The following is a 26683-nucleotide window of genomic DNA, read 5'->3' as shown; positions in this document are numbered from 1 at the left end:
GCCATGTCGACCCTGATGCGATCGATCGCCCGCCCCGACGCGCACCGCACCTACCGCGGCCGGTTCGTCGCGTTCACCGACGCGCTGCTGCTGGGTGTGCTCGTCCTCCTCGGCTCGCTCGCGGTCGTGACGTGGTTCGTCGCGATCGCCGCCGGTGCCCGCGTGGCGCGGCTGCGCGAGACCGAGGACGCGACTGTCGGCTGGCGCACGTACTGGCGGGCGTGGCGGGATGCCGCGACCTCGGGCCTCGTCGGATCGTTCCTCGTTCCCGCACTCGTGCTCGGCGTGCTCGCCGCCGATCTGTTCGCGGTGCGGGCCGGCCTGGACGCGGCTGCCACCGGCGCCGCTGCGATCTCGGCCGTCGTGCTGGCGACGGTGGCGCTGCGCACGGCCGCGGAGTGGCGTCCCGGCGTGCGCTGGGCCGAGGCCCTGCGCACGGCGGTGGGCCGGGCATCCACCGATCTCTCGGGCACCGCGCTGCTGGCCGCCGCCGTCGTCGGCGTCGCGCTGATCGTGACGTGGGTTCCGCCGATCGCGATCGCCGCCGGCGGGCCGCTGTGCGTCGCCGCCGCCGCGGTGCGGGCCCGCTGCGAGGCCCGGAACCCCGCCGAGACCCCCTGAACCACGGCGTCCCGACGCCGCACCCGCCCGCATCGGGCAACGACCCCGCCCGCACCAGGGCACCAACGAAAGGCAATCATGAACGGATCATCGAGGATTCGCCGCCGCGCCGTGGCGACCGCCGCCGCCGTAGCGGGCATCAGCCTCCTGGCGACCGGATGCGGTGTGGGAGGCTCCCCCGAAGCCGGCCCGTCGACCGACCCCGACGCCCCCGTCACCCTCACCTTCCAGTGGTGGGGCAACGACGACCGCGCCGCGGCCACCCAGAAGGTCGTCGACCTCTACGAGGAGAAGCACCCGAACATCACGATCGAGACGAGCTTCGCGCCCGACGCGAACTACTGGGAGAAGATGGCGACCCAGGTCGCCGGCGGCAACACCCCCGATGTCTTCCAGATGAAGCTGGAGTACTTCAAGGAGTATCAGCAGCGCGGTGTGATCGCCGACCTGACGCCGTTCACGAAGGGCTCCGACCCGGTGCTGCGCACCGACGACACCGCTGAGGCGGCGCTCGCGGCGGGCACGCTGGGCGACAAGATCTACGGCGTGCCGACCGGTCGCTCGACCCAGTCGTTCTTCTACGACCCCGCCGCGTGGGAGGCCGCGGGCCTCGACGCCCCCGAGCTCGGCTGGACGTGGGACGACTTCGCCGACGCCGGCGAGAAGGTCAAGGATTCCTCGGGCGGCGCGAAGTACCTGTCGGCGGACTTCGGCGACCAGGCGCCGTGGTTCCAGGCGTGGCTGCTGCAGCGCGGCAAGAGCCTGTACACCGACGACGGCGAGGTCAACTTCACGCAGAAGGACCTCGAGGAGTTCTGGACCTTCACGACGGACCTCGTCGCCGATGGCGTCCTGACTCCTGCCGAGATCACGACGGCGAACGACCGCACCACGGCCAATTCACCGCTGGTGAAGGGCGTCGCGCTGGGCGAGTTCAACGACGTGTCGCTCGCGTCGGCCTATTTCCAGGCGTTCGGCGAGGTGGCGCTCGCGCCGTTCCCGGCCGACGACGACGCGAAGGCGGCGGGCATGTTCGAGGGCGTCACGCAGCTGCTCACGGTGGCCAAGACGAGCAAGCACCAGGAAGAGGCGGCGAAGTTCATCGACTTCTTCCTGAACGACCCCGAGGCGGGCGAGATCCTCGGCATCACCCGTGGCATGCCGGCAAACACCGCGATCCTCGACGACCTGTCGTCGGGCTTCACCGGCGGCGACCTCGCGACCTACCAGTTCGAGACCGACATGGCCGATGCCGTCGTGCCGGCTCCGCCGGTCGCCCCCGAGGGCGGCTCCGAGAGCCTCACCGAGTTCAAGACCATGTACGACAAGGTCATCTTCGGTCAGGTGACCGTGAAGGATGCCGCCGCGCAGATGTTCGCGGCGTTCAAGAGCAACATCTCGTGAGCTGAGGGCCGGGCCGCCCGACGGCGGCCCGGCCCGGCATCCACTCCCCCGCTTCTCTGCCCTTGGAGGCTCCCATGGACGTTCGGCGCGCCGTCCCGACGTATCTCAACCCGGTCATCGACGCCGACTACTCCGACCCCGACGCGATCCGCGTCGGCGACGAGTACTGGATGATCGCGTCGAGCTTCAACCTCGCCCCCGGACTCCCCGTGCTGCGCTCGACCGACCTGGTGCACTGGGAGCACGTCGCCAACGCCCTGCCCGAGGTCCTCCCGGCGGGCCACTTCGCGATCCCCCGCCACGGCTGCGGCGTGTGGGCCCCGAGCCTGCGGCACCACGACGGGCGCTTCGTCATCGTCTACCCCGACCCCGACCACGGCATCTTCGTGACCACGGCCGACGATCCGCACGGCCCTTGGAGTGCTCCCCGGCTCATCCTCGAGGGGCGCGGCCTCATCGATCCGTGCCCGCTGTGGGCCGACGACGGGCGCGCCTACCTCGTGCACGGCTGGGCGAAGAGCCGCGCCGGCGTCAAGAACCGGCTCACCGTCGTCGAGGTCACGCCCGACCTGACGCGTGTCGTCGGCCGCCCGCGCGTGGCCGTCGACGGCGACGACCTCGACGGCTTCTTCACCCTGGAGGGCCCCAAGTTCTACCAGCGCGACGGCTGGTACTGGATCTTCGCACCAGCGGGAGGCGTCGAGACGGGATGGCAGACGGCCTTCCGCTCGCGCGACCCGTACGGCCCCTACGAGCACCGCATCGTGCTCGCGCAGGGCGACACCGACGTCAACGGCCCGCACCAGGGCGCATGGGTGGACACCCCCGGCGGCGAGCACTGGTTCCTGCACTTCCAGGACCGCGGGCCGATCGGCCGTGTCGTCCACCTGCAGCCGATGCGGTGGTCGGAGGACGGCTGGCCCGAGATCGGGATGCCGGGCCCCGACGGCATCGGTCGGCCGGTGGTGCGGCATCCCTCCCCCGAAGGGGCAGTCGAAGACGGACCTGACCGCCGGCTGCCGTACGCCGACGACGAGTTCACCGGCCCGCTGTCGCCGTCGTGGACCTGGCAGGCCAACCCGCGCGCCGGCTGGACGGCCGGTCCGACCGACGGCGAACTGCGGCTGACCGCGGTCGCCGACGACACGGGAGATCTGCGCACGCTCGGGCATGTGCTCGGCCAGCGGATCCCCGGGCAGCCCGCCGTCATCACGACGACCATCCAGGCGAGCGCACTGGCGGGCGACGGCACCCGCGCCGGCCTCGTGCTGCTCGGCCGCGAGTACGCCTGGGTGGGCGTGGAACGCACCACGGCAGGACTGCGGGCCGTCGTGCGCGCGTCCGCCGAACCTGGTGGCGCCGAGCGCATCCTCGCCACCGGCATCCCCGTGGACGGCGCCGTCCACGTGCGGGTGCGGACCGACGGCGTCGACCGGGCCTGGCCGGCCTGGTCGGTCGACGGACACCGCTGGACCGAGCTCGCCGAGCCGGTGACCCTCACGTCGGGTCGCTGGATCGGCACCCATGTCGGCCTGTTCGCCGCCGCCCCACTGGGCGGCGACCAGGACGGCGGCGCAGCGACCTTCACTCCGCTGCGCACCGTCCTCGACGTCGCCGTCGAGGACGCGGCCCAGGAGGCACCCGCCGCCTGAGCCGGCACCTCGCACACCGAGCACGGAGGAAATGATGAAGTTCCCACCGATCCGATCCGAACTGCGACAGGCGGCGCCCTCATGCACCGCCTCCCCCGGCCTCAGCAGACGTGAGGCCTTGACTCTCGGCGGAGCCGCGCTCGCGGGCGCCGCGCTCCTGCTCGGCACCGGCGGCCAGTCCGCCTTCGCCGCCTCGGCGGCCGCGGCCTCGCCGCTGACCCCCTGGCCCGAGGCCGATGCCATCGCCAAGTCCGTCCAGCGGCCTCGTATCCCGGGGCGCACACAGTCGGTCCTCGACTACGGTGCAGTCGGTGACGGGGTTACGGACTGCACGGCGGCGTTCCGCGACGGCATCACGACGCTCGCGAACAAGGGCGGCGGCAGGCTCACGGTGCCGGCCGGCACCTATCTGACCGGGCCCATCCACCTCGAGAACCGCATCGACCTGCACGTCGAGAACGGGGCGACCATCCTCTTCACGACGGACCCGGCCGCGTACCTGCCCGTGGTGCTCACTCGGTTCGGCGGCGTCGAATGTATGAGCTACTCGCCGTTCATCTACGCCTACGGCAAGCACGACATCGCCATCAGCGGCGAGGGAGTCATCGACGGCCAGGCGAGCACGACCGCGTGGTGGCCTCTCACCGGTAAGGCCGAGGACGGCTGGCTGCCCGGCATGCCGACCTCGAACGACGGTGGCGCCCTCGATGCGATGGCCGAAGCCGGCGTGCCGGTGGCGGAGCGCGTCTTCGGAGAAGGGTTCTACATGCGCCCGACCCTGATCCAGCCATACGAATGCCAGCGGGTGCTGATCTCGGGGGTCACCACCCACCGTGCACCCAACTGGCAGCTCAACCCGGTCCTGTGCACGGACGTCACCATCGAGAACGTCACCGCCAGCAGCCATGGCCCGAACAACGACGGCTGCGACCCCGAGTCCTGCAACAGGGTCCTGATCACGGGCTGCACGTTCGACACGGGCGACGACTGCATCGCCATCAAGGCGGGCAAGAACGCGGACGGCCGACGGATCAACGTACCGAGCCAGAACATCGTCGTCCAGAACTGCGAGTTCTTCGACGGCCACGGCGCGATCACGATCGGGAGTGAGATGACCGGCGGTGTGCGCAACGTGTACGCGCGCGACAACCGCTGCGACAGCAAGAATCTCAACGAAGGCATCCGGCTGAAGACAAACTCCATGCGGGGCGGATTCATCACCGACGTACACGTGCGGAACATGACGATCGAGCAGGTCGCCAACTCGGTGCTCATCGTCGACTTCTTCTACGGCGAGGGTGCCGGCCACGGGTACAACCCGGTCGTGAAGAACATCACGCTCCAGGACGTGCGGGTAGGCAAGGCCACGTACCCGCTCTACGCCGTGGGATACCCCGACGACATCATCAGCGGCATCAGCTACACGAACGTCCTGGTCGCGAACGCCGCGCGCTCGTCGGTGACGAAGTACACCGAGGACGTCTCGTTCACCAACGTGTGGGTCAACGGCGTCAAGGCCGAGCCGCCGAAGCCGTTCGCGAAGCTCTCCGACGCGTTCAACGACGTCGGCACGGGCACGACCGCCTCGCCCGGCAACCTCGACGGGTCGGGCCGGTACCTGACGCGCGACTCGCTGGCCGCGGCCGGACTCACTCCCGGTGCGGCCGTGACGCACGGTGCGTTCTCGTTCGCCTGGCCGGGTTCGGCCGTCGGCAGCAACGACAACGTCGCGACGGGCGACGAGACCGTGCTGCTGACCGGTGCAGGCAGCCGCCTCGGTCTGCTCGGGCTTGCGACGCACGGCAACCAGAGCGGCACCGTCACCGTCGCGTACACCGACGGCACGACGAGCAGCGCCACCGTGGCGTTCACCGACTGGTGGAAGACAACACCCGCCATGGGTGACGAGACTGTGGCCATCGCGATGAGCAGCGACAGCCACGCCGTCGGCATCTTCTGCGCGTCGGTGTCGTTGACGACCGGCAAGACGGTCGCCTCGGTCGAACTTCCGGCGAACGCCAATATCCACGTGTTCGACATCGCGATCGGATGACGCCGATGACCTCAGGAATTCTCGCGCTGCCCGCACTCGGCATCGCTTCCGCAGCCGTCCTCGCTTCGCTTGCGCCGGCCGCACACGCCGCACCGGCCACACCGCCCCAGACGCTGTACGTCGCACAGGACGGCAGCGCCGCGTACCGCACCGTGCAGGCCGCTGTCGACGCGGTGCCGAGGGGCAACACCGGCGCCGTCACCATCGTGATCGCCGCCGGTACGTACGTCGGCACCGTCGTGATCCCCGCCGACAAGCCGCGAATCAGCCTGATCGGCGCGACGGGCGATCCCACCGACGTCGTCATCACCGAGAACCACTACGCGGGCATGCTCGATCCCTCCGGCAAGGGGTTCGGCACCGAAGGGTCGGCGACCATGACGATCGCCGCCGACGACACGACGCTCAACAATCTCAGCGTCGTGAACGGTTACGATCCCGTGCTGCACCGCGACGATCCCGGCGGCCAGGCCGTCGCGATGCGGACGACCGGCGACCGCATCGCGCTCTACAACGACCGGCTCATCGGGCGACAGGACACCCTGTACGTCGACACGCCCACCCCCACGGACGTCAGTCGTGTGTACGTCCGCGATTCGTACATCGCCGGCACGGTCGACTTCATCTTCGGGCGCGCGACGGCGGTGTTCGACCATGACACGATCGACTCGGTCGCCGGCGGGTACGTCACCGCCGCGAACACGGACCTCGGCAACCCGCACGGGTTCCTGTTCACCGGCTCGACGTTCACGGGAGAGACGGATGCCGGCGCGGTAGCGCTCGGCCGGCCCTGGCACCACACTGGTGACCCCGCCCCGTTCGCGGCGGTGGTCGTGCGCGACTCGACTCTCGGCGCGCACATCTCGGACCGGCCGTGGGTCGACATGTCGGGCTGGTCGTGGGTGTCGGCGCGGTACTTCGAGTACCGCAACACCGGCGACGGCGCGACGTCGGGGCCTGACAACCTCTATCGTCCGCAGCTGACCGACCAGCAGGCCAAGCAGCACACCCCGCAGAAGTACCTCGCCGGCGACGACCATTGGGCGCCGTGGGGCTACACCGTGCCCGCGGTCTCGACGGCGCAGCAGGTGTGCGTGCCCGAGCAGTTCGGCGCGGTGGCCGACGGCACGACCGACGTGACGGCATCCATTCAGCAGGCGCTCGACGCATGCGCCGGAGGCGGACGCGTGTCGCTCGCCGGCGGTCGCTACGTGTCGGGTCCGGTCCGTGTGGCCGATCACGAGACCGTCGAGGTCGTGCGCGGCTCGACCTGGCTCGCAACCACGGACGTGGGTGCGTACCCGGCGTCCGGCTCGCACCTCACGTCGTTGATCGACGTCGACGGGGTGAGCGGTGTGACCCTCACCGGTGGCGGCACGATCGACGGCCAGGGCGCTCCCTGGTGGGCGACGATCACAGCGCAGAAGGCGGCCGGACAGCCGCTGTCGCCGCGACCCGGGCTGCTGTCGATCAGCGACGCCGACGGCATCACGCTCGACACGCTGACGCTGAAGGACGCGCCGAACTCGCACGTCTCGCTGCATGGCGTCCTCGACTCGCAGGTCACCGGGGTGACGATCTCGGCACCTGCCGACAGCCCCAACACCGACGGCATCGACATCTGGTCGTCGAGCGGCATCACGGTCAGCCGCTCGTCGATCAGCGACGGCGACGACAACATCGCGCTCGACTCCGCACCGGGTGAGCCGACGACCGGCATCACCGTCGTCGACAACCGGATCGGCGCGGGGCACGGCCTCTCGATAGGCAGCTACACCGGCGGCGGCATCAGCGACGTGCGGTTCGGGAACAACTCGCTGATCGGGACGACGACGGGAGTGCGCATCAAGACGGCGCGCGACCGCGGCGGCGAGATCACCGGCATCACGTACGACCACCTCGCGATGACCGACGTGGACACCGCGATCGGCATCACGTCGTACTACCCGAAGGTCCCGGCCGACGGCGACCCCGCACAGCCGGTGACGGCGACCACCCCGAACATCCACGACGTCATCATCTCGGCGGTGTCGGCAATCGGATCGGATGCCGCCGGTCAGATCGTCGGCCTGCCCGAGCAGCCGTTGTCGGCCATCTCGCTGCAGTCCGTCGTGATCGCCGCGAAGACCGGTCTCTCGCTGCGCAACGCCGCGGTCGCCGGTGACGCGGCGACCGCGATCACCGTGACCTCGGGACAGCCGTTCGTGTTCGAGAGCAACGCCACGTACAACGGCGAGGGCGCTCCCGCGCCGACTGGTCTCGCCGCGCTCTCTGAGGCGTTCGACAACGTGGGCACCGGAACGACGGCCGCGCCCGGCGACCTCGACGGCGGCGGGCGCTATGTCACCCGCGAGTCGGCGGCGGCCGCAGGGCTCGCCCCCGACGCCACGGTGACGCAGGGCGCGTACACGTTCACGTGGCCCGCGGCCGAGGCCGGCCGCCCCGACAACGCCACGGCCGGCGGCGAGACGATCCTGCTCCCGGGCTCCGGCAGCACGATCGGGTTCCTCGGACTCGCCACCAGCGGCAACCAGACCGGCGCCGTGACGGTGAGGTACACCGACGGCACCACGAGCTCGGCGACGCTGTCGTTCAGCGACTGGTGGCGTCCGGCGCCCGCTGCCGGCGACACGGCGGTGGCCACCGTCGTGAGCAACGAGGGCCGCAAGGTGGGCGTCTTCTGCGCCACCGTGCCGGTCGACGCAGGCAGGACCGTCGCCGCGGTCACCCTGCCAGACAACGCGAAGATCCACATCTTCGACCTGGCGCTCGGCGACTAGCCGGCTCCCTCGGCCCGGGCGGCCGCACGCCGTCCGGGCCCCGCCCAGAGTCCCACCGAAGTTCACCCCACCACGCAGGAGGAATGATGAAGTTCCGACCCATCCGATCCGGCGCGATCGCCCTGTGCGCCGCCGCCGCACTCGTGCTCGGCACGGTCGGCGGCGCATCCGGCGCGACGCTCGCGCAGAAGGACGAGCCGCAGGCCACGAGCCCGACCAATGTCGGCCGGGCGCCGGACGGCGCCGCCGTGCTCGAACAGTCGATCATCCAGGATCCGACCGCCGACGGCCTGAGCCTCACCCTGGTGTGGGGCAAGCCCACCGGCTATGAGCGGTTCGTCGACTACGCCGTCTACCGCGCCACGAAGAAGAGGACGGATGCCGCATACGGTGCGTTCTCACGGCTCGGGCTGTCCAGCGGCAACGCGACGCCTGCGCAGCGCGCGTTCGACGTGTTCTACGGCGACATCGACAACGCCGCCGCGCAGCGCACCACGACCCACAACCTCGTGATCCCCGGGCTGGAGCGAGGACGCGACTACCGCTTCCGTGTCGTGGGCGTGCTCGCCGACGGCACCGAGGTCGCCCTGCCCGACGTCTACACGACCGCCACCGTCGCGATGCCCGACAAGCGGCCGCAGAAGTTCCAGGTCGCCAACGACGGGTACGGCGGCATCGCGCCGGTCGTCTCGGCGGCCGACGGCGGAGCACGGGTGTCGACCGCCGCCCTGCAGCAGGCCATCGACGACGCCTCCGCGTTCGCCGCGGCCAACCCCGGCCGGTCGGCCGAGGTCGTGATCCCCCGCAACGCGACGGTGATCTCGGCAGCGGTGTTCCTCAAGAGCGGTGTGACGCTGCGGGTCGACGGACGCCTGCAGGCCTCGCTCGATCTGACCGGCTACATCCCGGCAGGCACGAAGTTCACGATGACCAACGCCGAGAAGTTCCTCAACCTGGTGAACGTCGTGGGCACGTCCAAGGCGCGACTGCAGGATGTGCGCATCATCGGCACCGGCACGATCGACGGCCAGGGGTGGAAGTACCGCACCGACGGCGCGCCGAACGTCGCGTACAGCGCACAACTCGGCCTCGCCGAATCGCTGCCGAGCACGTTCCGCACTGTCGCCGACAACGGCCTGCTCGCCGGGGAGATGTACCGGCAGTGCGTCGCCGCGGGCGGACCGACCGGCGACTCGAACTGCTACAAGAAGCGGTCGAACCTGATCGAGGGCGAGCAGATCGACGACATGTACATCGGCGGCGGCCTGCGCCTGCAGAACCCGGCGAACTCGGTCACAGGCTTCAAGTACCTGTCGAACTACGTCGTCAACGGCATCACCGTGCAGTCGTTCAACGCGAACAACGGCGACTCGATCAACGTGGCCCGGTTCAAGGGTTTCACCGCGCTCAACAACGTCATCAACTCCGGTGACGACAACATCGTGCTGAACGCCGGCAACATCAGCGAGTACACGAAGGACCCGGTAGGTGCGGTGGCGGGCTCGGCCTGGATCTTCGACAACTACCTGGCGCGCGGCCACGGCGCGATCGCGTTCGGCAGCGGCACGACGTCGTGGATCGACAACGTCCTCGTCGAAGACAACGTCGCCGTCGGCACGAGCGACGGGATCCGCGCCAAGTCCAAGCCCGGCTCGGGCGGCGGCGTGCGCTTCATCACCGTGCGCGACATGGCGATGAAGGACCTCACGAACCTCGTCGACGGCCAGGTGGACCCGCTCACCACGGGGTATCAGATGGACGGCGCGCCGTTCATCTTCACCACCCACTACCCGGGCGACTACACCGCGACCCGCTGGCCGTCGTTCCACGACTGGGACATCTCCCGCGTCACCGTCGACGGCAGCCGCACCGGCGGCATCGTCGTGGACGGCATCCACGACGACGCCAAGCTCGCGGCCGCCGGCATCCCCTTCATCGCCGCGAACCGCCTGCACTTCCGTGACGTCCGCTTCACGGGCACCGGCATCCCGCTGATCGACGAGCTCACCGACAGCACCTTCGACGACGTCACGTTCGACGGCGTCTCGGGCGCCGCGGTGTGGGCCGACAGCGCAGGCCTGCAGCGGGTGACGGCCGACGGCGTCGCGCTGCGTGAGGGCGACGGCGACTTCGCGGTGACCGAAGGCGCGGACGCCGTGCTCGCGCCGGGGCAGACCGAGCTGCGATGGGTGACGGATGCCTCGTTCCGGCGGTTCTACGTCAACACACTGCCCGAGGACGTCCTGACGCGGGTCGGCGAGATCACCGTCGACGGCGTGCCGGTCGATGCGTCGCTCTACCCGGCGTTCGGGCCGAAGTCCGACGACCTCGCGCTCGTGGCGGGGACGGATGCCGCCATCTCGATCGCTCCGGTGCAGCACACCAACATCGGCACGGCGATCACGCTGCGCGCGCCCTTCCTGCAGACCCTCACGCCGGGCACGCACGACGTGGAGCTGCGATTCTCGAACGGCGTCGCGCACACCACGGTGCAGGTCCCCTGACCCCGTCCCACGTCTGAACGCACGCGACGGCGGCGGCTCCGATCGAGCCGCCGCCGTCGCTGGCGTGTACCCCAGGTCCACGTGACGAGCCGCGTCGCGAACGGGCTCGTCGACAGCCGCCCCAGACGGGCTGTCCCCACTCGCACGGTAGCGAAGCCGCGACGCGAGGGCACGGGTTCGGGCGCGATTGGGGACCTAGGTCCTCATGTGCGTCAATCGCGGTTGAGATATCGCACGACGGCCTGCACCCGGCGGTGGCTGTCGGCGTCGGGCGGCATGCCGAGAGCGTCGTAGATGCGCGACACGTGCTGCACGACCGCCTTCTCGGTCAGGAACAGCTTCGCGGCGATCGCGGCGTTGCTGCGTCCCTCGGCGACGAGCGCCAGCACCTCCTGCTGCCGGGCGGTGAGCTCGCTGATCGCCGCCTCGGAGTGGCGGGCGCGGCCGACCATCACGGCGACGACGTCGGGGTCGAGCGCGGTGCCGCCGCCGTGCACGCGCTCCAGGTCGTCGAGGAACGTGCCGATGTCGGCGATCCGCTGCTTGAGCAGATAACCGACGCGGCCCGCGCCGTCGGCCAGCAGCTCCTGCGCGTAGCGGCGCTGGACGTGCTGCGACAGCACGACGACGGCCGTCCCGGCGTGGTCGCGGCGGATCCGCAGCGCCGCCTCGAGCCCCTCGACGGTGTGCGTCGGCGGCATCCGGATGTCGGTGACCACGAGGTCCGGGCGGGTGCGGGCGACGGCATCCATCAGCTCCGCGGCGTCGCCGACGGCGGCGACCACGTCATGGCCCCCGTCGCGCAGCACCAGTTCGATGCCGCGGCGGATGAGGGCCTCGTCCTCGGCGATGACTACGCGCACGGCACCTCCGCCCGCACATGCGTGCCGTGACCGCGCCGGCTCGTGACCGAGATCGTGCCGCCGATGGCCTCGACCCGGTCGGCGAGGCCGCGCAGGCCGGTTCCGGCATCCATCGCCGCGCCGCCCACGCCGTCGTCCTCGACGTCGAGCCGCAGGCGGCCGTCGCGGCGCACGAGCCGCACCCGGACGACCGACGCGGCCGCATGCTTGACGACGTTGGCGAGAGCCTCGGTCAGCACGAAGTACGTGGTGGCCTCGACCAGATCGCCGAGCCCGTCGCGGGGCAGATCGGCCTCGAAGTCGGTCGGGATCGGCATGCGGTCGGCGAGGTCCTCGGCGGCGGCCGCGAGCCCGCGCTCGATGAGCGCCGCCGGCATGAGCGCGCTCACCAGGGCGCGCAGGTCGGCGGCCGCCGCGTCGATGTCGATGCGCAGCCGGGTGGCGCGCTCGGGCACCGCATCGGCCGGCGCGCCCGCGATCTGCTGCGCCTCCAGCGCCAGCAGCACGAGCTGCACCTGCAGGCCGTCGTGCAGGTCGCGGGCGACACGGCGGCGCTCCCGGTCGCCGGCCTCGACGATGCGCTCGCGGGACTGCAGCAGCGCCCGCCGGCTGGCCCGCAGCTCGGCGGTCAGACGCTCGCGCTCGACCTCGATGGCCACGATGCTGCCGGCCCCACGGACGCGTCCGGCACCCGAGACGAGGGCCGCGTCGTACTCGATCGCGCCGATCTCGCGGCCGTCGAGCACGACCGCCTGCCAGCCCCGGCGCGGATCGGCCCGCGTCGCATCGTCCGCCGGATGCCCGTCCGCGTCGACGAGACTGTCGCGATCGTCCGTCCGGAAGTACAGCCGCAGCGACGGATCGCCCAGCGCTCGCTGCAATGCCGTCCCGAGCGGTTCGCTCGACTCTCCGCGACCGCCGAGCCATGCGCCCAGCTCCTCGAGTTCGCCGGTGCGGGCGAAGCCGCCGCGGATCGTACCGAGAGCGAAGGCGATCGGGATGCCGGCGATCACGCCGAGCTGCAGGAACCCACGGATCGTGGGGTCGATGTGGAGCACCCGGTCCAGCACGATCGCGATGAGCGGCATGAACAGCACCGTGAAGATGCCGTACGAGAAGAGCGGGACGAGGATGCGCCGATGGGCGGCATCCGCTCGGCGCAGCCGTCCCCACAGCACCCAGGCCACCCACACCATCAGCGCGGTGGCGACGATCGTCTGCAGCAGGCTGAAGAACTCGACGGCGCGGGGCAGATCGGCCACAGCGAAGGGCGGGAACGGGCCGTCCGCGTCGAGGAGATACAGCGGCGCCTGCAGCACCAGGCACGCCGCGTAGGTCGCGACGACGAGGAACACCGAGAGCCGGTCCGGCAGACGCCCGGTCGGGAATGCCAGCAGCAGGTGCACGATCGCGGCGACCATCAGTGTCGCGCACACCGAGCCGATCGCCACCAGTGCGGGCACTTCGGTGTTGTAGAGACTGCCCGCGTAGACGGCGATGCCGGCGATGACGATCAGGAACCCGATGTCGCTGCGCGGCCGGCGCCGCCAGGCCAGTCCGCCGGCGACCAGGTAGATCACGAAGATGACCGGGAGCACGATCAGCGGCAGGCCGCCGGGTTCGTGGATGGGAAGCAGCGCGACGAGCAGGACCGTCAGCACCACGCCCATCGTCGCGAGCATCCAGAGGGCGCGCTGGAGCGACCGCGCCATCTCTGAGCGCACCGGCGCTGCCGTCGTCATCCAGCCCCCCTCCACCGGTCTCCTCCTCATCATGCCGCGCACCGCGCGCGGCGGACGCCATCGTCCGGCTGATGACCGGTTCCCGCACCCCGGCCGCGCCGGCCGTCGGGCGCCCGGCATCCGCTCGCCTCCGCTAGCCTGGCCACGCGCCACGCCGAAGTGACGCGCTGCGGCGGCACCCGCCGTTCATCGAAGGGCCTTACCTTGAGCGACATGAGCTCCCCCGCGCCGGACCCCGAGAACCCGGGCACCACCGGGCCGTCCGAACCCGTGCTGTCGACGGCGGCGCTGAACACCGAGGGGCTCGACGAGACACCGGTGCCGCGCCGTCAGGTCGTCTCGTGGGCGTTGTGGGACTGGGCCACCCAGCCGTTCAACTCGGTCATCCTGACCTTCGTCTTCGTGTCGCTGTACCTCGTGTCCGACAGCTTCCTGCCTGACGCGGTCGCGAAGCAGAACGCCGACGGCGAGCTGGTGTGCTCGCGCGCCGCGGATGCGGCCACCGAGTACTGCCGCGGGCTGTCGGATCTGTCGGCCTGGTACGGCTGGGTGACCTTCGCCGCCGGCATCCTGATCCTCCTGCTGGCCCCGGTGCTCGGCCAGCGCGCCGACGCGGCGGGCAACAAGAAGCGCTGGGTCGTCGGCGCGACGGCGGTGCTCGCGGTGCTGCAGTTCGCACTGTTCTTCGTGTACGCCGAGCCGGGCTTCTTCTGGTTCGGTGCGATCCTCGTCGCGCTGGGGTCGGTCGCCTCCGAGATCGCCGGCGTCAACTACAACGCCATGCTGGTGCAGGTCTCGACCCCCAAGACGATCGGCCGGGTGAGCGGGCTCGGGTGGGGCCTCGGCTACATCGGCGGCATCGTGGCGCTCGCGATCGTCGTGGCGCTCAACGCGCTGCACTGGTTCGGCCTCGACGTGTCGGGAGGGCTCGCGTACCGCCTGATCGCGGTGGGCGCCGCCGTCTGGACGATCGTGTTCGCGCTGCCGTTCGTCTTCAACGTTCCGGAGTCGGCGCCGCGGGCCGATCGGACCCGCGTCGGCTTCTTCGAGAGCTACGCGGTGCTCGTGCGCGACATCGTCGCACTGTTCCGCGATCACCGCCCCACGTTCTGGTTCCTGATCGCGAGCGCCGTGTACCGCGACGGGCTGGCGGGCGTCTTCGCCTTCGGGGGCGTGCTGGCCGCGGTGTCGTTCGGGTTCAGCGCGAACGAGGTCATCGCGTTCGGGATCGCGCTCAACCTGGTGGCGGGCGTCTCGACCATCGTGGCCGGGCGCCTCGACGACCGGTTCGGCGCACGGGCCGTCATCATCTGGGCCCTCAGCATCCTCATCGTCAGCGCGCTGCTCGTCTTCTTCCTGCGCGAGGGCGGCAAGCCGGTGTTCTGGGTCTGCGGCATCATCCTGTCGGCCGCCGTCGGCCCGGCGCAGGCGTCGAGCCGGTCACTGCTCGCACGCGTGACCCCGAACGGCATGCAGGGCGAGGTGTTCGGCTTGTACGCCACGACGGGCCGCGTCATGAGCTTCCTCTCGCCGCTGCTGTGGGCGCTGTTCATCGGCTGGTTCGGCGCGACGCACTACGGGATCCTCGGCATCGTGATCGTGCTCCTCGCGGGTCTGCTTCTCCTGCTGCCGGTCAAGCTCGGCAAGGCCGACATCGCGCGCTGACCTCCCGGCGACGGACGGCGGGCCGCGGGGGGTGCGGCATCCGATAATCTCGCTTGCGGGGAATTCTTCACCGATGCGATTGGGGGCGGTCGCGCGATCCCTGCGCCGAGCCCACCCCCGAAAGGCACCGTGTCCGTCACGCTCACCGAGAATCGCCGAGCGGCGCGCCATCGGCGTGCGCTGGGCTACTGGGCGGTCCTGCTCTCGCTCGCGCTGTCGCTGTGGGTGGGCGCGCAGGTCGTCCCGCACGACTGGGTGCACCGCCCTGCCCTGTTCGTGCACCTCGCGTCGGTGATCGTGGGCCTCGGCTCTGCGGTGCTGCTGGAGATGAGCGGACTGCTGTGGATGCTGCGGCGCACCCATCTCGAAGACCTGCGCCGCGTCGAGCGCACCGTCAGCGTCCTGGCGTGGCTGGGCATCGCGGGGCTGCTGTTCTCGGGCGCATTCCTGCAGCCGGACCTCACCAATCCGCTCACCGATCTCAAGATGCTCGCGGTGCTCGTGGCCGCCATGAACGGCGTCGCGATGACCCGCCTGACCGACGAGCTGGCCCGCCTCCCCGCCCGCGTGCGCTTCTCGATGCTGCCCGCACGGCTGCGGGTATGGTGCGTCTGGAGCGCGCTCGTCTCGCAGGCCGGCTGGTGGACCGCCGTGCTGATCGGGATGCTGAACACCGCCTCGGGGTGATCTCCCAGCTTGCTCTCACTCGCCTCCCGGCACGTTCCTGGTTAGGCTGTGGCTTTACCGGACAACCCGGCCGGTAGAACCCCCCCGATCGGCCTCACGGCCTGACCGACCTCGAGGAAGCCTCAATGCGCGATCGCACGCGCGGCGACGAGGACGCGCCCGGACCTCGCCGCGGCCAGTCCTCCCCGCCCCCGACGGCAGCGTTGCCGACCCCTCCGGCCGGTGATCCGACGCCCGCGGCGGCAGCATCCGGCGCCGCGACATCGGCCGCATCCCCGGGCTCCGCCGCATCCGCGGGCGCAATCGCCTCTGCGTCCTCCGCGTCCAAGCCCGGCCGGCCGACCGCGATGGACGAGCGGCGTGAACGGCGCCGTAAGCGCCGCAAGCAGATCGTGCTGTGGACCACCGTCGCCGGCATCGTCGTGCTCGTCGGGTCGATCGGCACCGTGTCGTACGCGATCGTCTCGAACCTCGCCGGGACGAGCCCGGCCTCGGCCGATCCGCCGCCGGCCGCGCCCGCCGCCGTCAAGCCCATCACCTTCGCGCAGGACGAGCCCGCCGCGAGCGCCGGCGCCGAGCCCTGCGTCACCGTCCGTGTGCTCGCCTCGTACGAGAACGCCGAGATGGTCGAGAACCTCGCCGAGGCCTACAACGCCCAGCCCCGCAACGTCGCCGGCTCGTGCGTCACCGTCACCTCGAGCAAGGAGAAGTCCGGCGCCGCCGCCGCGGTGGTCGCGACCGGCTTCCCCAACTCCCCCGACGACCAGAAGCCCACGGTGTGGCTGCCGGACTCGTCGACCTGGGTCGACGTGGCACAGTCCGAAGGCGCGACCGCGCTCGGCAATGACGGCACGAGCGTCGCCGTCTCGAACATCGTGCTCGCGATGCCCAAGCCGCTGGCGCAGGCGATCGGCTGGTCGTCCGAGGCGCCGAGCTGGTCCGAGGTGTTCGAAGCCGCCGGCGACGCCGATCTGTGGAGCGGCCTGGGCCACCCCGAATGGGGAGCCTTCAAGCTCGGCAAGACGAGCCCCCTGGTCGCCACCTCCGGCGAGGCTGCCATGTTCGCCTCGTACGGCACCGCCGCGGGCTCCATCGACGAGCTCACCGCGGCCGAGGTCGAAGACCCCGCGGTGCAGGCCACCGTCCACGAGAACGAGACCTCGACGAGCCACTACATGGCCACTCCCGAGCACTTCCTGTGGCACGCGCGCCAGGCCGAGGCATCCGGTTCGTCCGCCGACTTCCTGTCGGCCGTCATCGTCGACGAGAAGTCGGTGTGGGACTACAACCGCGGCATCACGAGCCGTGACGGCATCACCCGCACGCAGGCCGAGCCGCCGACCGAGCAGCTGGTGCCGATCTACCCGACCGACGGCTACTTCGCCGCCGACAACCCCGCGATGCGCCTGAAGGGCGCGTGGATCGACCCTGTCGAGTCCGAGGCCGCCGCCGACTTCATCCGCTACGCGCTCACTGCGCAGGGCCAGTCCGTGGTGCGCTCGAGCGGCTACCGCGACCTCAACCGTGCGCTCGACCAGAGCGTGCAGAAGGTCGGCCAGCTCTCCGACGACCTCACGACGGCGCTCTCATTCCCCGGCGCCGACGTGGTGACGGCCGTCCAGGCGTCGTTCCCCGACGTCCGCAAGCGTGCGAACGTGCTGTTCCTGCTCGACGTGTCAGGCTCGATGGACGAGGCGATCTCGCCGGCCGACACCAAGCTGACGCAGGCGCGCAAGGCGATCGAGGCGGCGCTCGGCCACTTCACCACGGGCGACGACGTCGGCCTCGCCGGATTCGCGCAGGCGCCCGACGGCGCGATGGTGCCGGGGCTGGTGGCGCCGGTCGGCGATATCGGCACGTCGCGCGACGGGTTCCTGAGCGCGCTGAACGGCATCACGTCGATGGGTGACACCCCGCTGTACCAGGCGGTCGACGAGTTCGCGAAGCAGCAGGCGTCCACCTGGTCGAGCGACCACATCAACGCCATCGTGCTGCTCAGCGACGGCAAGAACGACACCCCGAACGCGGCGACCATCGGCGCCGACCAGATGATCGCCGACCTCAAAGACATGCACCACGCGACACCGGTGCTGATCTTCACGCTGGCCTACGGCGCCGACGCCGACGTGCCCACGCTGCAGTCGATCTCGAGCGCGACGGGTGCGCACTACTACGACGCGACCGACCCGTCGAAGCTCGAGGCCGTGCTCGGCGACCTCGTCACGAGCTTCTGACGCCGCCGGCCCGCCGCGTCAGGCGCCGGGCCAGGAGTCCGCGAGCTTCGTCAGCAGGCGCGCGAGCTCGGCGCGCTCGGCGTCGGTGAAGGCGGCGAGCGCGGCGTCGATCGCCTCGCGCCGCTCACCCCGGAATCCCCGCACCAGGCGGGTGCCGGCATCCGTCAACGCGACCCGCGTGCGGCGGGCGTCGTCGGGGTCGGCCTCGCGTCGCACGAGCCCCAGTTCGACCGACTGCTGCACGAGCCGCGACGCGCGCGGCTGATCCACCCCGACGGCCTCGGCGATCTCGCCCACCGAGAGGGGGTGGGATGCCGCGGCCACCGCCTCGAGCAGCCGCATGCGCGCGGGACCGCCGAAGCGTCCGCCGCCGCCTGCCCACGGCGGTCCGCCGTGACCACCGGGCATGCCGCGACCCCACCCACCGCCGCGGCCGGGGAACGCCTCCGCGCCGTCGGCGTCGAACCCCTGCGCCCCGTGAACGCCGTGTGCGCCGCCGTGCGGTCCTGCGCCGTGAGGGCCGCCGCGGCCGTGCGCGTGAGGGCCGGCGCCGTGCGGGCCCGGGACGTCGGTCCACGGCGGCCGGGGCATCCGGCGCCCGCGCAACCGGGCGAGGGCTGCGGCGATGGCGTCGGAGGGATCGTCGGGTGCGGACGGCATGCATCCAATTTACATGTGACTTGACATGGACTCCAAGTGCATGTCACACTGCATGTACATGCATAACGACATGTAATCCGCGGCCGGACCTGCCGGCCGCCATCGAAAGGACTTCTCATGGACGACATGAATCAGAACGAAGAGAGCACCGACACACCCCGCGCCCCTCGACCCCTCGGCTACTGGCTGCGGACTGTCGACGGCCTGATCACGCACGCCTTCGCCGAGGCGCTGGACGCCGAGGGCGTCTCGCGTCGCGACTGGATGCTGCTGAACGTGCTGTCGGGCGACGTCGACGCCCCCGGTCTCGCCGAGCGCATCGCGCGCAAGAGCAAGCGTCTGCGCTCGCTCGAAGACCGCGGCTGGGTGCTCGAGAAGGGCGACGGCACGTGGGAGCTCACCGACCTCGGCCGCACCGAGAAGGAGCGCATCGGCGCGATCGTCGACGGCATCCGTTCCCGGGTGTCGGGCGCGATCGGGGACGACGCGTACGCGCAGCTGACCGGTTCGCTCGAGGCGATCGCCCGCGAGCTGGGCTGGGACGAGGCCACCGCCGCCGAGCGCGGCTTCGGACACCCCGGATTCGGCCGCCCCGGATTCGGCCGCCCGCCGTTCGGCGCTCCGGGCTTCGGCCCCGACTTCGCCCCCGGCTTCGGCCAGAAGTTCGGCGCGGGCTTCGACCCCGCGCTGCGCTACGGCTTCGGCCCCAACCGTCACCGCGGCTTCGGCCCGGGTCGCCCCGGCCGTCCGGCCGATCGCGACGACGAGCCGATGCGCGGCTACGGCTACGGCGGCGGCGAGCACGGCGAAGGGCACGACCACCCGCACCACGGCGACGGTCACCACGACCACCCGCACCACGGCGACCACGGTCACCGCGGCCACCGCGGGCACGGGGGCGGGCGCCGTGCGCAGGAGGCGTACGAGCGCGGCTTCGACGCCGGGTTCGCCCGCGGTCGCGAGGACCGCGACGCCTGAGGTGGGGCATCCCCTGCCCTCCGTGTCCCGCTTTCGTTCGCAAGACATCCGTCGAGCGAACGGAAGCGGGGACACAAAAGAGATGAATGGATGCCGCACCCGCCGTCATCCGCTCGACACACGCGGCGGGCATGATGGGGGCGTGACCCGTCCTGCTCTGCTCGCGATCTCGCACGGCACGTCCTCGCCCGCCGGGCAGGCCGCCGTGGCCTCCCTCGTGGACGCCGTCGCCGCCCGGCTTCCCGGCACGATCGTGCGCCTCGGGCACGTGGACGTCCAGCAGCCGGATGTGGCGGCATCCCTCGACGCGGTCCCGGCGGGAACCCCCGTCGTCATCGTCCCCCTGCTGCTGTCGGCCGGCTACCACGTGCGGGTCGACCTGATCCGGCAGTCGGCAGGACGCGACGACGTCACGATCGCACCGGCGCTCGGACCCGACCCCCGCCTGGTCGATGCGCTCGCCACGAGGCTGGCCGTCGTCGCACCGCGGCACGACGACGCGCTCGTGCTCGCCGTCGCCGGCTCCAGCGACGACCGCGCCAACGAGGACTGCCGCGTGACAGCCCGCCTGCTCGGAGAGCTGCTGGGCCGCGAGGTGTCCGTCGGCTTCCTCGCCGCGGCCGACCCGCGCCTGGACGTCGCGGTCGCGGCGGCCGGCGACCGGGTGGTCGTCGCCGACTACCTGCTGGCGCCCGGGTACTTCCACGACCTCGCGGTGAAGCTGTCAGGCTCCGCCCCCGTCGCACCGCCGCTGCTCGGGAGCGATGAGCCGCCGGCAGCCCTCGTCGACCTCGTGGTGGATCGCTACAACCGCGCCGCCGGTTTGTCGGACTGAGTCCACAAAGGCGCTGCGCTGCAACTGTGTGACGCCCGATTACGTCGGTTAACGCCGCTTGACATCCAGGTAGGTCGACGCGCCGACCGCTTCTAGCCTCACGGAATGGACTCGGTAGAGTCCCGCCCGGGGCGCCCCGGGTTCCAGCCCGGAGGCACCGTGACCATCAGCGACACCGAACCGCACAGCGCGGAGCGCCCGCGCGCGGCCGTGCGCCCGCCGCGGCCGTCGTCCAAGCCCAACGGGCAGTGGAAGATCGACGGCAAGACGCCCCTCAACGGCAATGAGGAGTGGAAGCAGGTCGACGACGGCCTGAGCGTGCGCGAACGCATCGAGAACGTGTATTCGAAGGGCGGCTTCCACAGCATCGATCCGACCGACCTGCACGGCCGGTTCCGCGTGTGGGGCCTCTACACTCAGCGCAAGCCCGGCATCGACGGCGGCCGCACCGCGACGCTCACCCCCGAAGAGCTCGAGGACGAGTACTTCATGTTCCGCGTGCGCATCGACGGCGGGCAGCTGACGACCGGCCAGCTCCGCGTCATCGGCGGCATCTCGACCGACTTCGCCCGCGGCACGGCCGACATCACCGACCGGCAGAACATCCAGTTGCACTGGATCCGCGTCGAGGACGTGCCCGAGATCTGGCGCCGCCTCGAGGCTGTGGGCCTGCGCACCACCGAGGCGTGCGGCGACGTGCCGCGCGTGATCCTCGGCTCGCCGGTCGCCGGCATCGCCGCGGACGAGCTGCTCGACCCGACGCCGCAGATCGAAGAGATCTCGCGCCGGTTCATCGGCGACCCCACGCTGTCGAACCTGCCCCGCAAGTTCAAGACCGCCATCACCGGTCACCCCAGCCAGGACGTCGTGCACGAGATCAACGATGTCGCGTTCGTCGCCGTCGAGCACCCCGAGCTGGGTGTCGGCTACGACCTGTGGGTCGGCGGCGCACTGTCGACCACCCCGCGCCTCGGCGAGCGCCTGGGTGCGTTCGTCCGGCCGGATCAGGTGGTGGATGCCTGGCACGGCGTCACCCAGATCTTCCGCGACTACGGCTACCGCCGTCTGCGCAACAAGGCGCGCCTGAAGTTCCTGCTGGCCGAGTGGGGCACCGAGAAGTTCCGCCAGGTGCTGCAGGACGAGTACCTCGGCTACGCGCTGGCCGACGGCCCCGCCGCGCCCCGCCCCGCGACCCCCGGCGACCACGTCGGCGTGCACCGTCAGAAGGACGGCCGCTTCTACGTGGGCGTGACCCCGATCGTCGGCCGGGTGAGCGGTGAGACGCTGACCCGCCTCGCCGAGATCGCCGAGGCGCACGGGTCGGCGCGGCTGCGCACCACGCCGCACCAGAAGATCGTGATCCTCGATGTGCCCGAAGAGCACGTCGAGCCGCTCATCGCCGAGCTCGACGAGCTGGGCCTGCAGGCGCGTCCGAGCCTCATCCGCCGCGGCACGATCGCGTGCACCGGCATCGAGTTCTGCAAGCTCGCGATCGTCGAGACCAAGGTCAACGCGACGGCCGCCGTGCTCGACCTCGAAGAGCGCCTCAAGGGCTTCGAGCTGCCGCATCCGATCTCTCTCCACGTCAACGGCTGCCCCAACTCGTGCGCCCGTATCCAGACCGCCGACATCGGACTGAAGGGCCAGCTCGTCACGATCGACGGCGAGCAGGTGCCCGGCTACCAGGTGCACCTGGGCGGCGGTCTCGCCTCACAGGATCGCGACGACCCGGGCCTCGGCCGCACCGTCCGCGGCCTCAAGGTGGCCGCCGACGGCATCGCCGACTACGTCGAGCGCGTCGTGACCCGCTTCATCGCGGATCGGGACACGGCATCTGGTGAGACCTTCGCCCAGTGGGCCCACCGCGCCGACGAGGAGGCGCTCCAGTGACCGTGTCGCTCGCACCGCGGGTGCAGACGAAGCGCTCGCACGAGGAGCTCAAAGCCCTCGCCGAGCAGGGCAACCTCGAGCTCGGCAGCCTCACCGACCACGAGGCGTCGGCCGCCGAGGTCGTCGCGTGGGTCGCCCGCAACTTCTCGGTGGATGCCGCCGCCGTCGCCTGCTCGATGGCCGACGCCGCGCTGCCCCACGTCGTGGCCGAGCAGCTGCCCGGCGTCGACGTGCTGTTCCTCGACACCGGCTACCACTTCACCGAGACCTACGCGACACGCGACGAGGTGCAGCGCGCGCTCGACGTGCGGATCGTCGACATCACGCCGGACCAGACCGTCGCCGAGCAGGACGCCGAGTTCGGCGCCAAGCTCTTCGAGCGCGACCCGGGCCTGTGCTGCGCGCGCCGCAAGGTGGCGCCCCTGCAGGACGCGCTCGGCGGATACGAGGTGTGGTTCACGGGCGTCCGTCGCGACGAGGCGCCCACCCGCACCAACACGCCGCTGGTGACGTGGGACGAGCGCAACGGCCTCGTCAAGGTCAACCCGGTCGCCGCGTGGAGCTTCGACGACGTGCTCGAGTACGCCGCCGAGCACAAGGCGCCGGTGAACCTGCTGGTCGGCTTCGGCTACCCCTCGATCGGCTGCGAGCCGTGCACCAAGCCGGTCGCCGCCGGCGAAGACCCCCGATCCGGCCGCTGGGCCGGATCCTCGAAGACGGAATGCGGGCTGCACGTATGACCCTCTCGACCACCGCCCCGGCCACGGCGCTGTCGACGCTCGACCTGCTCGAGGCCGAGGCCATCCATGTCATCCGCGAGGTCGTCGCCGAGTTCGAGCGGCCCGTGCTGCTCTTCTCGGGCGGCAAGGACTCCGTCCTGGTGCTGCACCTGGCCACCAAGGCATTCGCGCCCGGCAAGGTGCCGTTCCCGGTGCTGCACGTCGACACCGGCCACAACTTCCCCGAGGTGCTGGCCTTCCGCGACGAGACCGTCGCGCGCCTGGGCATCCGTCTCGAAGTGGCCCGCGTGCAGGACTACATCGACGACGGCCGGCTGCAGGAGCGCGCCGACGGCACCCGCAACCCGCTGCAGACGCTGCCGCTGCTGGACGCGATCGCCGCCGGGCGCCACGACGCCGTGTTCGGCGGCGCCCGCCGCGACGAGGACAAGGCGCGCGCCAAGGAGCGCATCATCTCGCTGCGCGACGAGTTCGGGCAGTGGGATCCGCGCAACCAGCGCCCAGAGCTCTGGAGCCTGTACAACGGCCGCCACACCCCGGGGCAGCACGTGCGCGCGTTCCCGATCTCGAACTGGACCGAGCTCGACGTCTGGCGTTACATCGAGCGCGAGGGCATCGCGCTGCCGCCGCTGTACTTCGCGCACGACCGCGAGGTGTACGAGCGCGACGGCATGTGGCGCCCGGTCGGACCCTTCTCGCCGCCGCGCGAGGACGAGGCCGTCCAGGTGCGCACTGTGCGCTACCGCACCGTCGGCGACATGAGCTGCACCGGAGCAGTGGAATCGGATGCCGCCGACCTCGCCGCGATCGTCGCCGAGGTCGCTGTCTCCACCCTCACCGAGCGCGGCGCGACCCGCGCCGACGACCGCCTCAGCGAGGCGGCCATGGAGGATCGCAAGAAGGACGGGTACTTCTGATGACCGCGACGCTCACCGCCACCCCCACGCTGTTCCGCTTCGCGACGGCGGGCTCCGTCGACGACGGCAAGTCGACCCTGGTCGGCCGGCTGCTGCACGACTCGAAGGCGATCCTCGCCGACCAGCTCGAGCAGGTCGCCCGCACCTCGGCCGACCGCGGCTTCGCGCACGGCGAGTTCGACTTCGCACTGCTGACCGACGGACTGCGCGCCGAGCGCGAGCAGGGCATCACGATCGACGTCGCCTACCGCTACTTCTCCACCGGGGCGCGGTCGTTCATCCTCGCCGACTGCCCGGGCCACGTGCAGTACACGCGCAACATGGTCACCGGCGCGACAACCGCCGACGCCGTGATCGTGCTGGTCGACGGCCGCAAGGGCGTGCTCGAGCAGACCAAGCGGCACCTCGCCGTGGTGGCCCTGCTGCGCGTGCCCCACGTCATCGTGGCGGTCAACAAGATCGACCTCATCGACTTCTCGGCGGATGCCTTCGCCGACGTCGCCGCGCAGGCCGAGGCCGTCGCCGCCGAGCTCGGCATCGACGGTCTGCACGTGCTGCCCGTCTCGGCACTGGAGGGCGACAACATCGTCGAGCGCTCGGAGCGCACCCCCTGGTACACCGGTCCGGCCCTGCTCGAGCTGCTCGAGACCCTGCCCGCGGCCGACGAGCTGGAGCAGGAGCTCGAGCCGCTGCGCCTGCCCGTTCAGCTGGTGCTGCGCCCACAGGGCGGTCTCGCGCCCGACATCGCCCCCGACGAGGCCGAGCGGCTGCGCGACTATCGCGCCGTCGCCGGCCGCATCTCCAGCGGCGTCGTCCGCATCGGCGACCGGGTCGAGCTGTTTCCCGCCGGCACCGCGGCCACCGTGAGCGGCATCCGCTCGGCCGGTGTCGAGGTCGCCGAGGCCAGCGCGCCGCAGTCCGTGTCGCTCGAGTTCGACGCCGACATCGACGCCGCCCGCGGTGCCCTCGTGGTCGCGGCGGGCACACTGCCGGTCGCGCAGCGCGAGGTCGACGCCGAGCTGTTCCAGCTGGACGCACGGGCACTGACCCCCGGCATCCGGGTCCTCGTCAAGCACGGCACCGCGACGGTCCAGGCGATCGTCGCGCAGATCGAGTCGCGCTACGACCTCGACGCGCTGACCCACGAGCCGGCGCAGAACCTGCAGACCAACGACATCGGCCGCGTGCGGCTGCGCCTGGCGGCCGACCTGCCGCTGGAGCCGTACCGCACCAGCCGCCACGGGGGCTCGTTCCTCGTGATCCACCCGTCCGACGGCGCCACGCTCGCCGCCGGCATCGTGCGCGACTGATCCCCGTCGCACACGCACCCCGATGAGCACCACCCGACCTAAGGAGGCGACACCGTGAACAAGATCATCCGCACGACGACAGCACTCACAACCCTGGGACTCGTAGCGGCGATGATGGCCGGCTGCGCCTCCGCCGCCGCGGACGACAAGCCCGCCGCCGGCGCCACCTCCGATGCGCCCTCGGTCAGCGAGGTGCGCCTCGGCTACTTCGCCAACGTCACCCACGCCCCGGCGCTCGTCGGCCTGTCCGAAGGCCTGTTCGCTGACGCGCTCGGCGACGACGTCACGGTCACGACCCAGGTGTTCAACGCCGGTCCGGCCGCCATCGAGGCACTGTCGGCCGGCGCGATCGACGCGACCTACATCGGCCCGAACCCGTCGATCAACACGTTCATCCAGTCAGGCGGCGAGTCCGCGCGCATCGTCGCGGGCGCGGCGGTCGGCGGCGCGGCACTCGTCGTGCGCGACGGCATCGATTCGCCCGAAGACCTCGACGGCACCACGCTGGCGTCGCCGCAGCTGGGCAACACGCAGGACGTGGCGCTGCGCAAGTGGCTCGGCGACGAGGGCTACGAGACCGACACCGCCGGCGGCGGCGACGTGCACGTCACCCCGACCGAGAACGCGCAGACGCTGACGCTGTTCCAGCAGGGCCAGCTCGACGGCGCGTGGCTGCCCGAGCCGTGGGTCTCGCGGCTCATCATCGACGCCGGCGCCCACGTGCTGCAGGACGAGGCCGATCTGTGGGACGACGGCGCCTTCCCGACGACGGTGCTGCTCGTGCGCAAGCAGTTCCTCGACGAGCACCCCGACGTGGTCGCCGAGCTGCTGAAGGGCCACGAGGCCGCGGTGAAGTGGATCGCCGACAACCCCGACGAGGCGCCCGCCGTGATCAACGACGCGATCGAGAAAGAGACCGGCAAGCCGCTCGACGACGCGGTCATCGAGCGCGCCCTCGAGCACGTGACCTTCTCGGTCGACCCGGTCGCCGACACCTTCGAGACTCTCGTGCAGAACGGCGTCGACGCGGGCACGCAGAAGAAGGGCTCGATCGACGGGCTGTTCGACCTGCGCCTGCTCAACGAGCAGCTCAAGGCCGAGGGCGAAGACACCGTCTCGGCCGCGGGGCTCGGCGAGGACTGACACCC

At 71.2% G+C, this 26683-nt stretch carries 19 protein-coding genes; 16 read left to right on the top strand and 3 right to left on the bottom strand.

What is annotated here, in order from left to right; translation table 11 throughout:
• Positions 1-3: 3 nt before the first annotated feature.
• The 6 genes from ABEA46_RS01140 (at position 4) to ABEA46_RS01115 (ending at position 11014) form a co-directional block, all read left to right on the top strand.
• Positions 4-621 (top strand): hypothetical protein, encoded by a 618-nt coding sequence (locus ABEA46_RS01140; RefSeq protein WP_345542475.1) that lies wholly within the window; start codon positions 4-6, stop codon positions 619-621.
• A gap of 78 nt (positions 622-699) precedes the next feature.
• Entirely contained in the window at positions 700-2025 is a 1326-nt protein-coding gene (locus tag ABEA46_RS01135; protein WP_345542474.1) for an ABC transporter substrate-binding protein, read from the top strand.
• Between the two features lie 74 nt (positions 2026-2099).
• The gene (locus ABEA46_RS01130) at positions 2100-3677 is read left to right on the top strand and encodes a glycoside hydrolase family 43 protein (RefSeq protein WP_345542473.1); all 1578 of its coding nucleotides are present in this window, start codon (positions 2100-2102) and stop codon (positions 3675-3677) included.
• 118 nt (positions 3678-3795) lie between these two features.
• Positions 3796-5730 carry a glycoside hydrolase family 28 protein gene (locus ABEA46_RS01125; RefSeq protein ID WP_345542472.1) on the top strand — a complete coding sequence of 645 codons (1935 nt, stop codon included), beginning with the start codon at positions 3796-3798 and terminating at the stop codon, positions 5728-5730.
• A gap of 5 nt (positions 5731-5735) precedes the next feature.
• Positions 5736-8510: a pectinesterase family protein gene (locus ABEA46_RS01120; protein ID WP_345542471.1), complete on the top strand. Its 2775-nt coding sequence runs from the start codon at positions 5736-5738 to the stop codon at positions 8508-8510.
• Positions 8511-8596: 86 nt separating this feature from the next.
• Complete coding sequence (locus tag ABEA46_RS01115; protein ID WP_345542470.1) at positions 8597-11014, top strand: glycoside hydrolase family 28 protein; 2418 nt, start codon at positions 8597-8599, stop codon at positions 11012-11014.
• Between the two features lie 212 nt (positions 11015-11226).
• Here ABEA46_RS01115 and ABEA46_RS01110 read toward each other — a convergent pair whose 3' ends face one another.
• Both ABEA46_RS01110 and ABEA46_RS01105 read right to left on the bottom strand, forming a co-directional pair.
• Positions 11227-11877, bottom strand: a complete 651-nt coding sequence (locus ABEA46_RS01110) for a response regulator (RefSeq protein ID WP_345542469.1) — start codon at positions 11875-11877, stop codon at positions 11227-11229.
• Complete coding sequence (locus ABEA46_RS01105; protein WP_345542468.1) at positions 11868-13619, bottom strand: sensor histidine kinase; 1752 nt, start codon at positions 13617-13619, stop codon at positions 11868-11870. The genes ABEA46_RS01110 and ABEA46_RS01105 overlap by 10 nt, the downstream gene beginning before the upstream one ends.
• A 213-nt stretch (positions 13620-13832) precedes the next feature.
• Here ABEA46_RS01105 and ABEA46_RS01100 point away from each other — a divergent pair, with 213 nt between their 5' ends.
• The 3 genes from ABEA46_RS01100 to ABEA46_RS01090 all read left to right on the top strand — a co-directional run bounded on the left by ABEA46_RS01100 (position 13833) and on the right by ABEA46_RS01090 (position 18205).
• Entirely contained in the window at positions 13833-15284 is a 1452-nt protein-coding gene (locus tag ABEA46_RS01100; RefSeq protein WP_345542467.1) for an MFS transporter, read from the top strand.
• 129 nt (positions 15285-15413) lie between these two features.
• Complete coding sequence (locus tag ABEA46_RS01095) at positions 15414-15971, top strand: hypothetical protein (protein WP_345542466.1); 558 nt, start codon at positions 15414-15416, stop codon at positions 15969-15971.
• 125 nt (positions 15972-16096) lie between these two features.
• The gene (locus tag ABEA46_RS01090; RefSeq protein WP_345542465.1) at positions 16097-18205 is read left to right on the top strand and encodes a vWA domain-containing protein; all 2109 of its coding nucleotides are present in this window, start codon (positions 16097-16099) and stop codon (positions 18203-18205) included.
• Between the two features lie 18 nt (positions 18206-18223).
• Here ABEA46_RS01090 and ABEA46_RS01085 read toward each other — a convergent pair whose 3' ends face one another.
• The gene (locus ABEA46_RS01085; protein ID WP_345542464.1) at positions 18224-18865 is read right to left on the bottom strand and encodes a MarR family winged helix-turn-helix transcriptional regulator; all 642 of its coding nucleotides are present in this window, start codon (positions 18863-18865) and stop codon (positions 18224-18226) included.
• Between the two features lie 117 nt (positions 18866-18982).
• Here ABEA46_RS01085 and ABEA46_RS01080 point away from each other — a divergent pair, with 117 nt between their 5' ends.
• The 7 genes from ABEA46_RS01080 to ABEA46_RS01050 all read left to right on the top strand — a co-directional run bounded on the left by ABEA46_RS01080 (position 18983) and on the right by ABEA46_RS01050 (position 26678).
• Positions 18983-19843 carry a MarR family winged helix-turn-helix transcriptional regulator gene (locus ABEA46_RS01080; RefSeq protein ID WP_345542463.1) on the top strand — a complete coding sequence of 287 codons (861 nt, stop codon included), beginning with the start codon at positions 18983-18985 and terminating at the stop codon, positions 19841-19843.
• A gap of 142 nt (positions 19844-19985) precedes the next feature.
• A complete protein-coding gene (locus ABEA46_RS01075; RefSeq protein WP_345542462.1) occupies positions 19986-20678 on the top strand; it encodes a sirohydrochlorin chelatase in 693 nt (230 codons plus the stop codon).
• Positions 20679-20783: 105 nt separating this feature from the next.
• Entirely contained in the window at positions 20784-22568 is a 1785-nt protein-coding gene (locus ABEA46_RS01070) for a nitrite/sulfite reductase (protein WP_345542461.1), read from the top strand.
• On the top strand, positions 22565-23308 hold the full coding sequence (locus ABEA46_RS01065; RefSeq protein WP_345542460.1) for a phosphoadenylyl-sulfate reductase: 744 nt from the start codon (positions 22565-22567) through the stop codon (positions 23306-23308). Before ABEA46_RS01070 ends, ABEA46_RS01065 begins: the two co-directional genes overlap by 4 nt.
• On the top strand, positions 23305-24225 hold the full coding sequence (gene cysD / locus ABEA46_RS01060; protein WP_345542459.1) for a sulfate adenylyltransferase subunit CysD: 921 nt from the start codon (positions 23305-23307) through the stop codon (positions 24223-24225). Before ABEA46_RS01065 ends, cysD begins: the two co-directional genes overlap by 4 nt.
• Positions 24225-25535, top strand: coding sequence for a sulfate adenylyltransferase subunit 1 (locus ABEA46_RS01055; protein WP_345542458.1), 1311 nt, complete (start codon positions 24225-24227; stop codon positions 25533-25535). Before cysD ends, ABEA46_RS01055 begins: the two co-directional genes overlap by 1 nt.
• Positions 25536-25589: 54 nt before the next feature.
• The gene (locus ABEA46_RS01050) at positions 25590-26678 is read left to right on the top strand and encodes an ABC transporter substrate-binding protein (RefSeq protein ID WP_345542457.1); all 1089 of its coding nucleotides are present in this window, start codon (positions 25590-25592) and stop codon (positions 26676-26678) included.
• Positions 26679-26683: the final 5 nt, after the last annotated feature.

The sequence above is a fragment of the Microbacterium jejuense genome (assembly GCF_039544225.1).
GTDB lineage: Bacteria > Actinomycetota > Actinomycetes > Actinomycetales > Microbacteriaceae > Microbacterium > Microbacterium jejuense.
Note: the sequence above shows the minus strand (reverse complement) of the source record. Positions and strands in the feature narration are given on the sequence as shown.

Coding starts and splice junctions, on each gene's coding strand:
- ABEA46_RS01115 (WP_345542470.1), top strand. CDS start 8,597: ATGAAGTTCCGACCCATCCGATCCGGCGCGATCGCCCTGTGCGCCGCC.
- ABEA46_RS01080 (WP_345542463.1), top strand. CDS start 18,983: ATGGACGACATGAATCAGAACGAAGAGAGCACCGACACACCCCGCGCC.
- ABEA46_RS01105 (WP_345542468.1), bottom strand. CDS start 13,619: ATGACGACGGCAGCGCCGGTGCGCTCAGAGATGGCGCGGTCGCTCCAG.
- ABEA46_RS01055 (WP_345542458.1), top strand. CDS start 24,225: ATGACCGCGACGCTCACCGCCACCCCCACGCTGTTCCGCTTCGCGACG.
- ABEA46_RS01140 (WP_345542475.1), top strand. CDS start 4: ATGTCGACCCTGATGCGATCGATCGCCCGCCCCGACGCGCACCGCACC.
- ABEA46_RS01070 (WP_345542461.1), top strand. CDS start 20,784: ATGGACTCGGTAGAGTCCCGCCCGGGGCGCCCCGGGTTCCAGCCCGGA.
- ABEA46_RS01130 (WP_345542473.1), top strand. CDS start 2,100: ATGGACGTTCGGCGCGCCGTCCCGACGTATCTCAACCCGGTCATCGAC.
- ABEA46_RS01120 (WP_345542471.1), top strand. CDS start 5,736: ATGACCTCAGGAATTCTCGCGCTGCCCGCACTCGGCATCGCTTCCGCA.
- ABEA46_RS01085 (WP_345542464.1), bottom strand. CDS start 18,865: ATGCCGTCCGCACCCGACGATCCCTCCGACGCCATCGCCGCAGCCCTC.
- ABEA46_RS01090 (WP_345542465.1), top strand. CDS start 16,097: ATGCGCGATCGCACGCGCGGCGACGAGGACGCGCCCGGACCTCGCCGC.
- cysD (WP_345542459.1), top strand. CDS start 23,305: ATGACCCTCTCGACCACCGCCCCGGCCACGGCGCTGTCGACGCTCGAC.
- ABEA46_RS01100 (WP_345542467.1), top strand. CDS start 13,833: ATGAGCTCCCCCGCGCCGGACCCCGAGAACCCGGGCACCACCGGGCCG.
- ABEA46_RS01135 (WP_345542474.1), top strand. CDS start 700: ATGAACGGATCATCGAGGATTCGCCGCCGCGCCGTGGCGACCGCCGCC.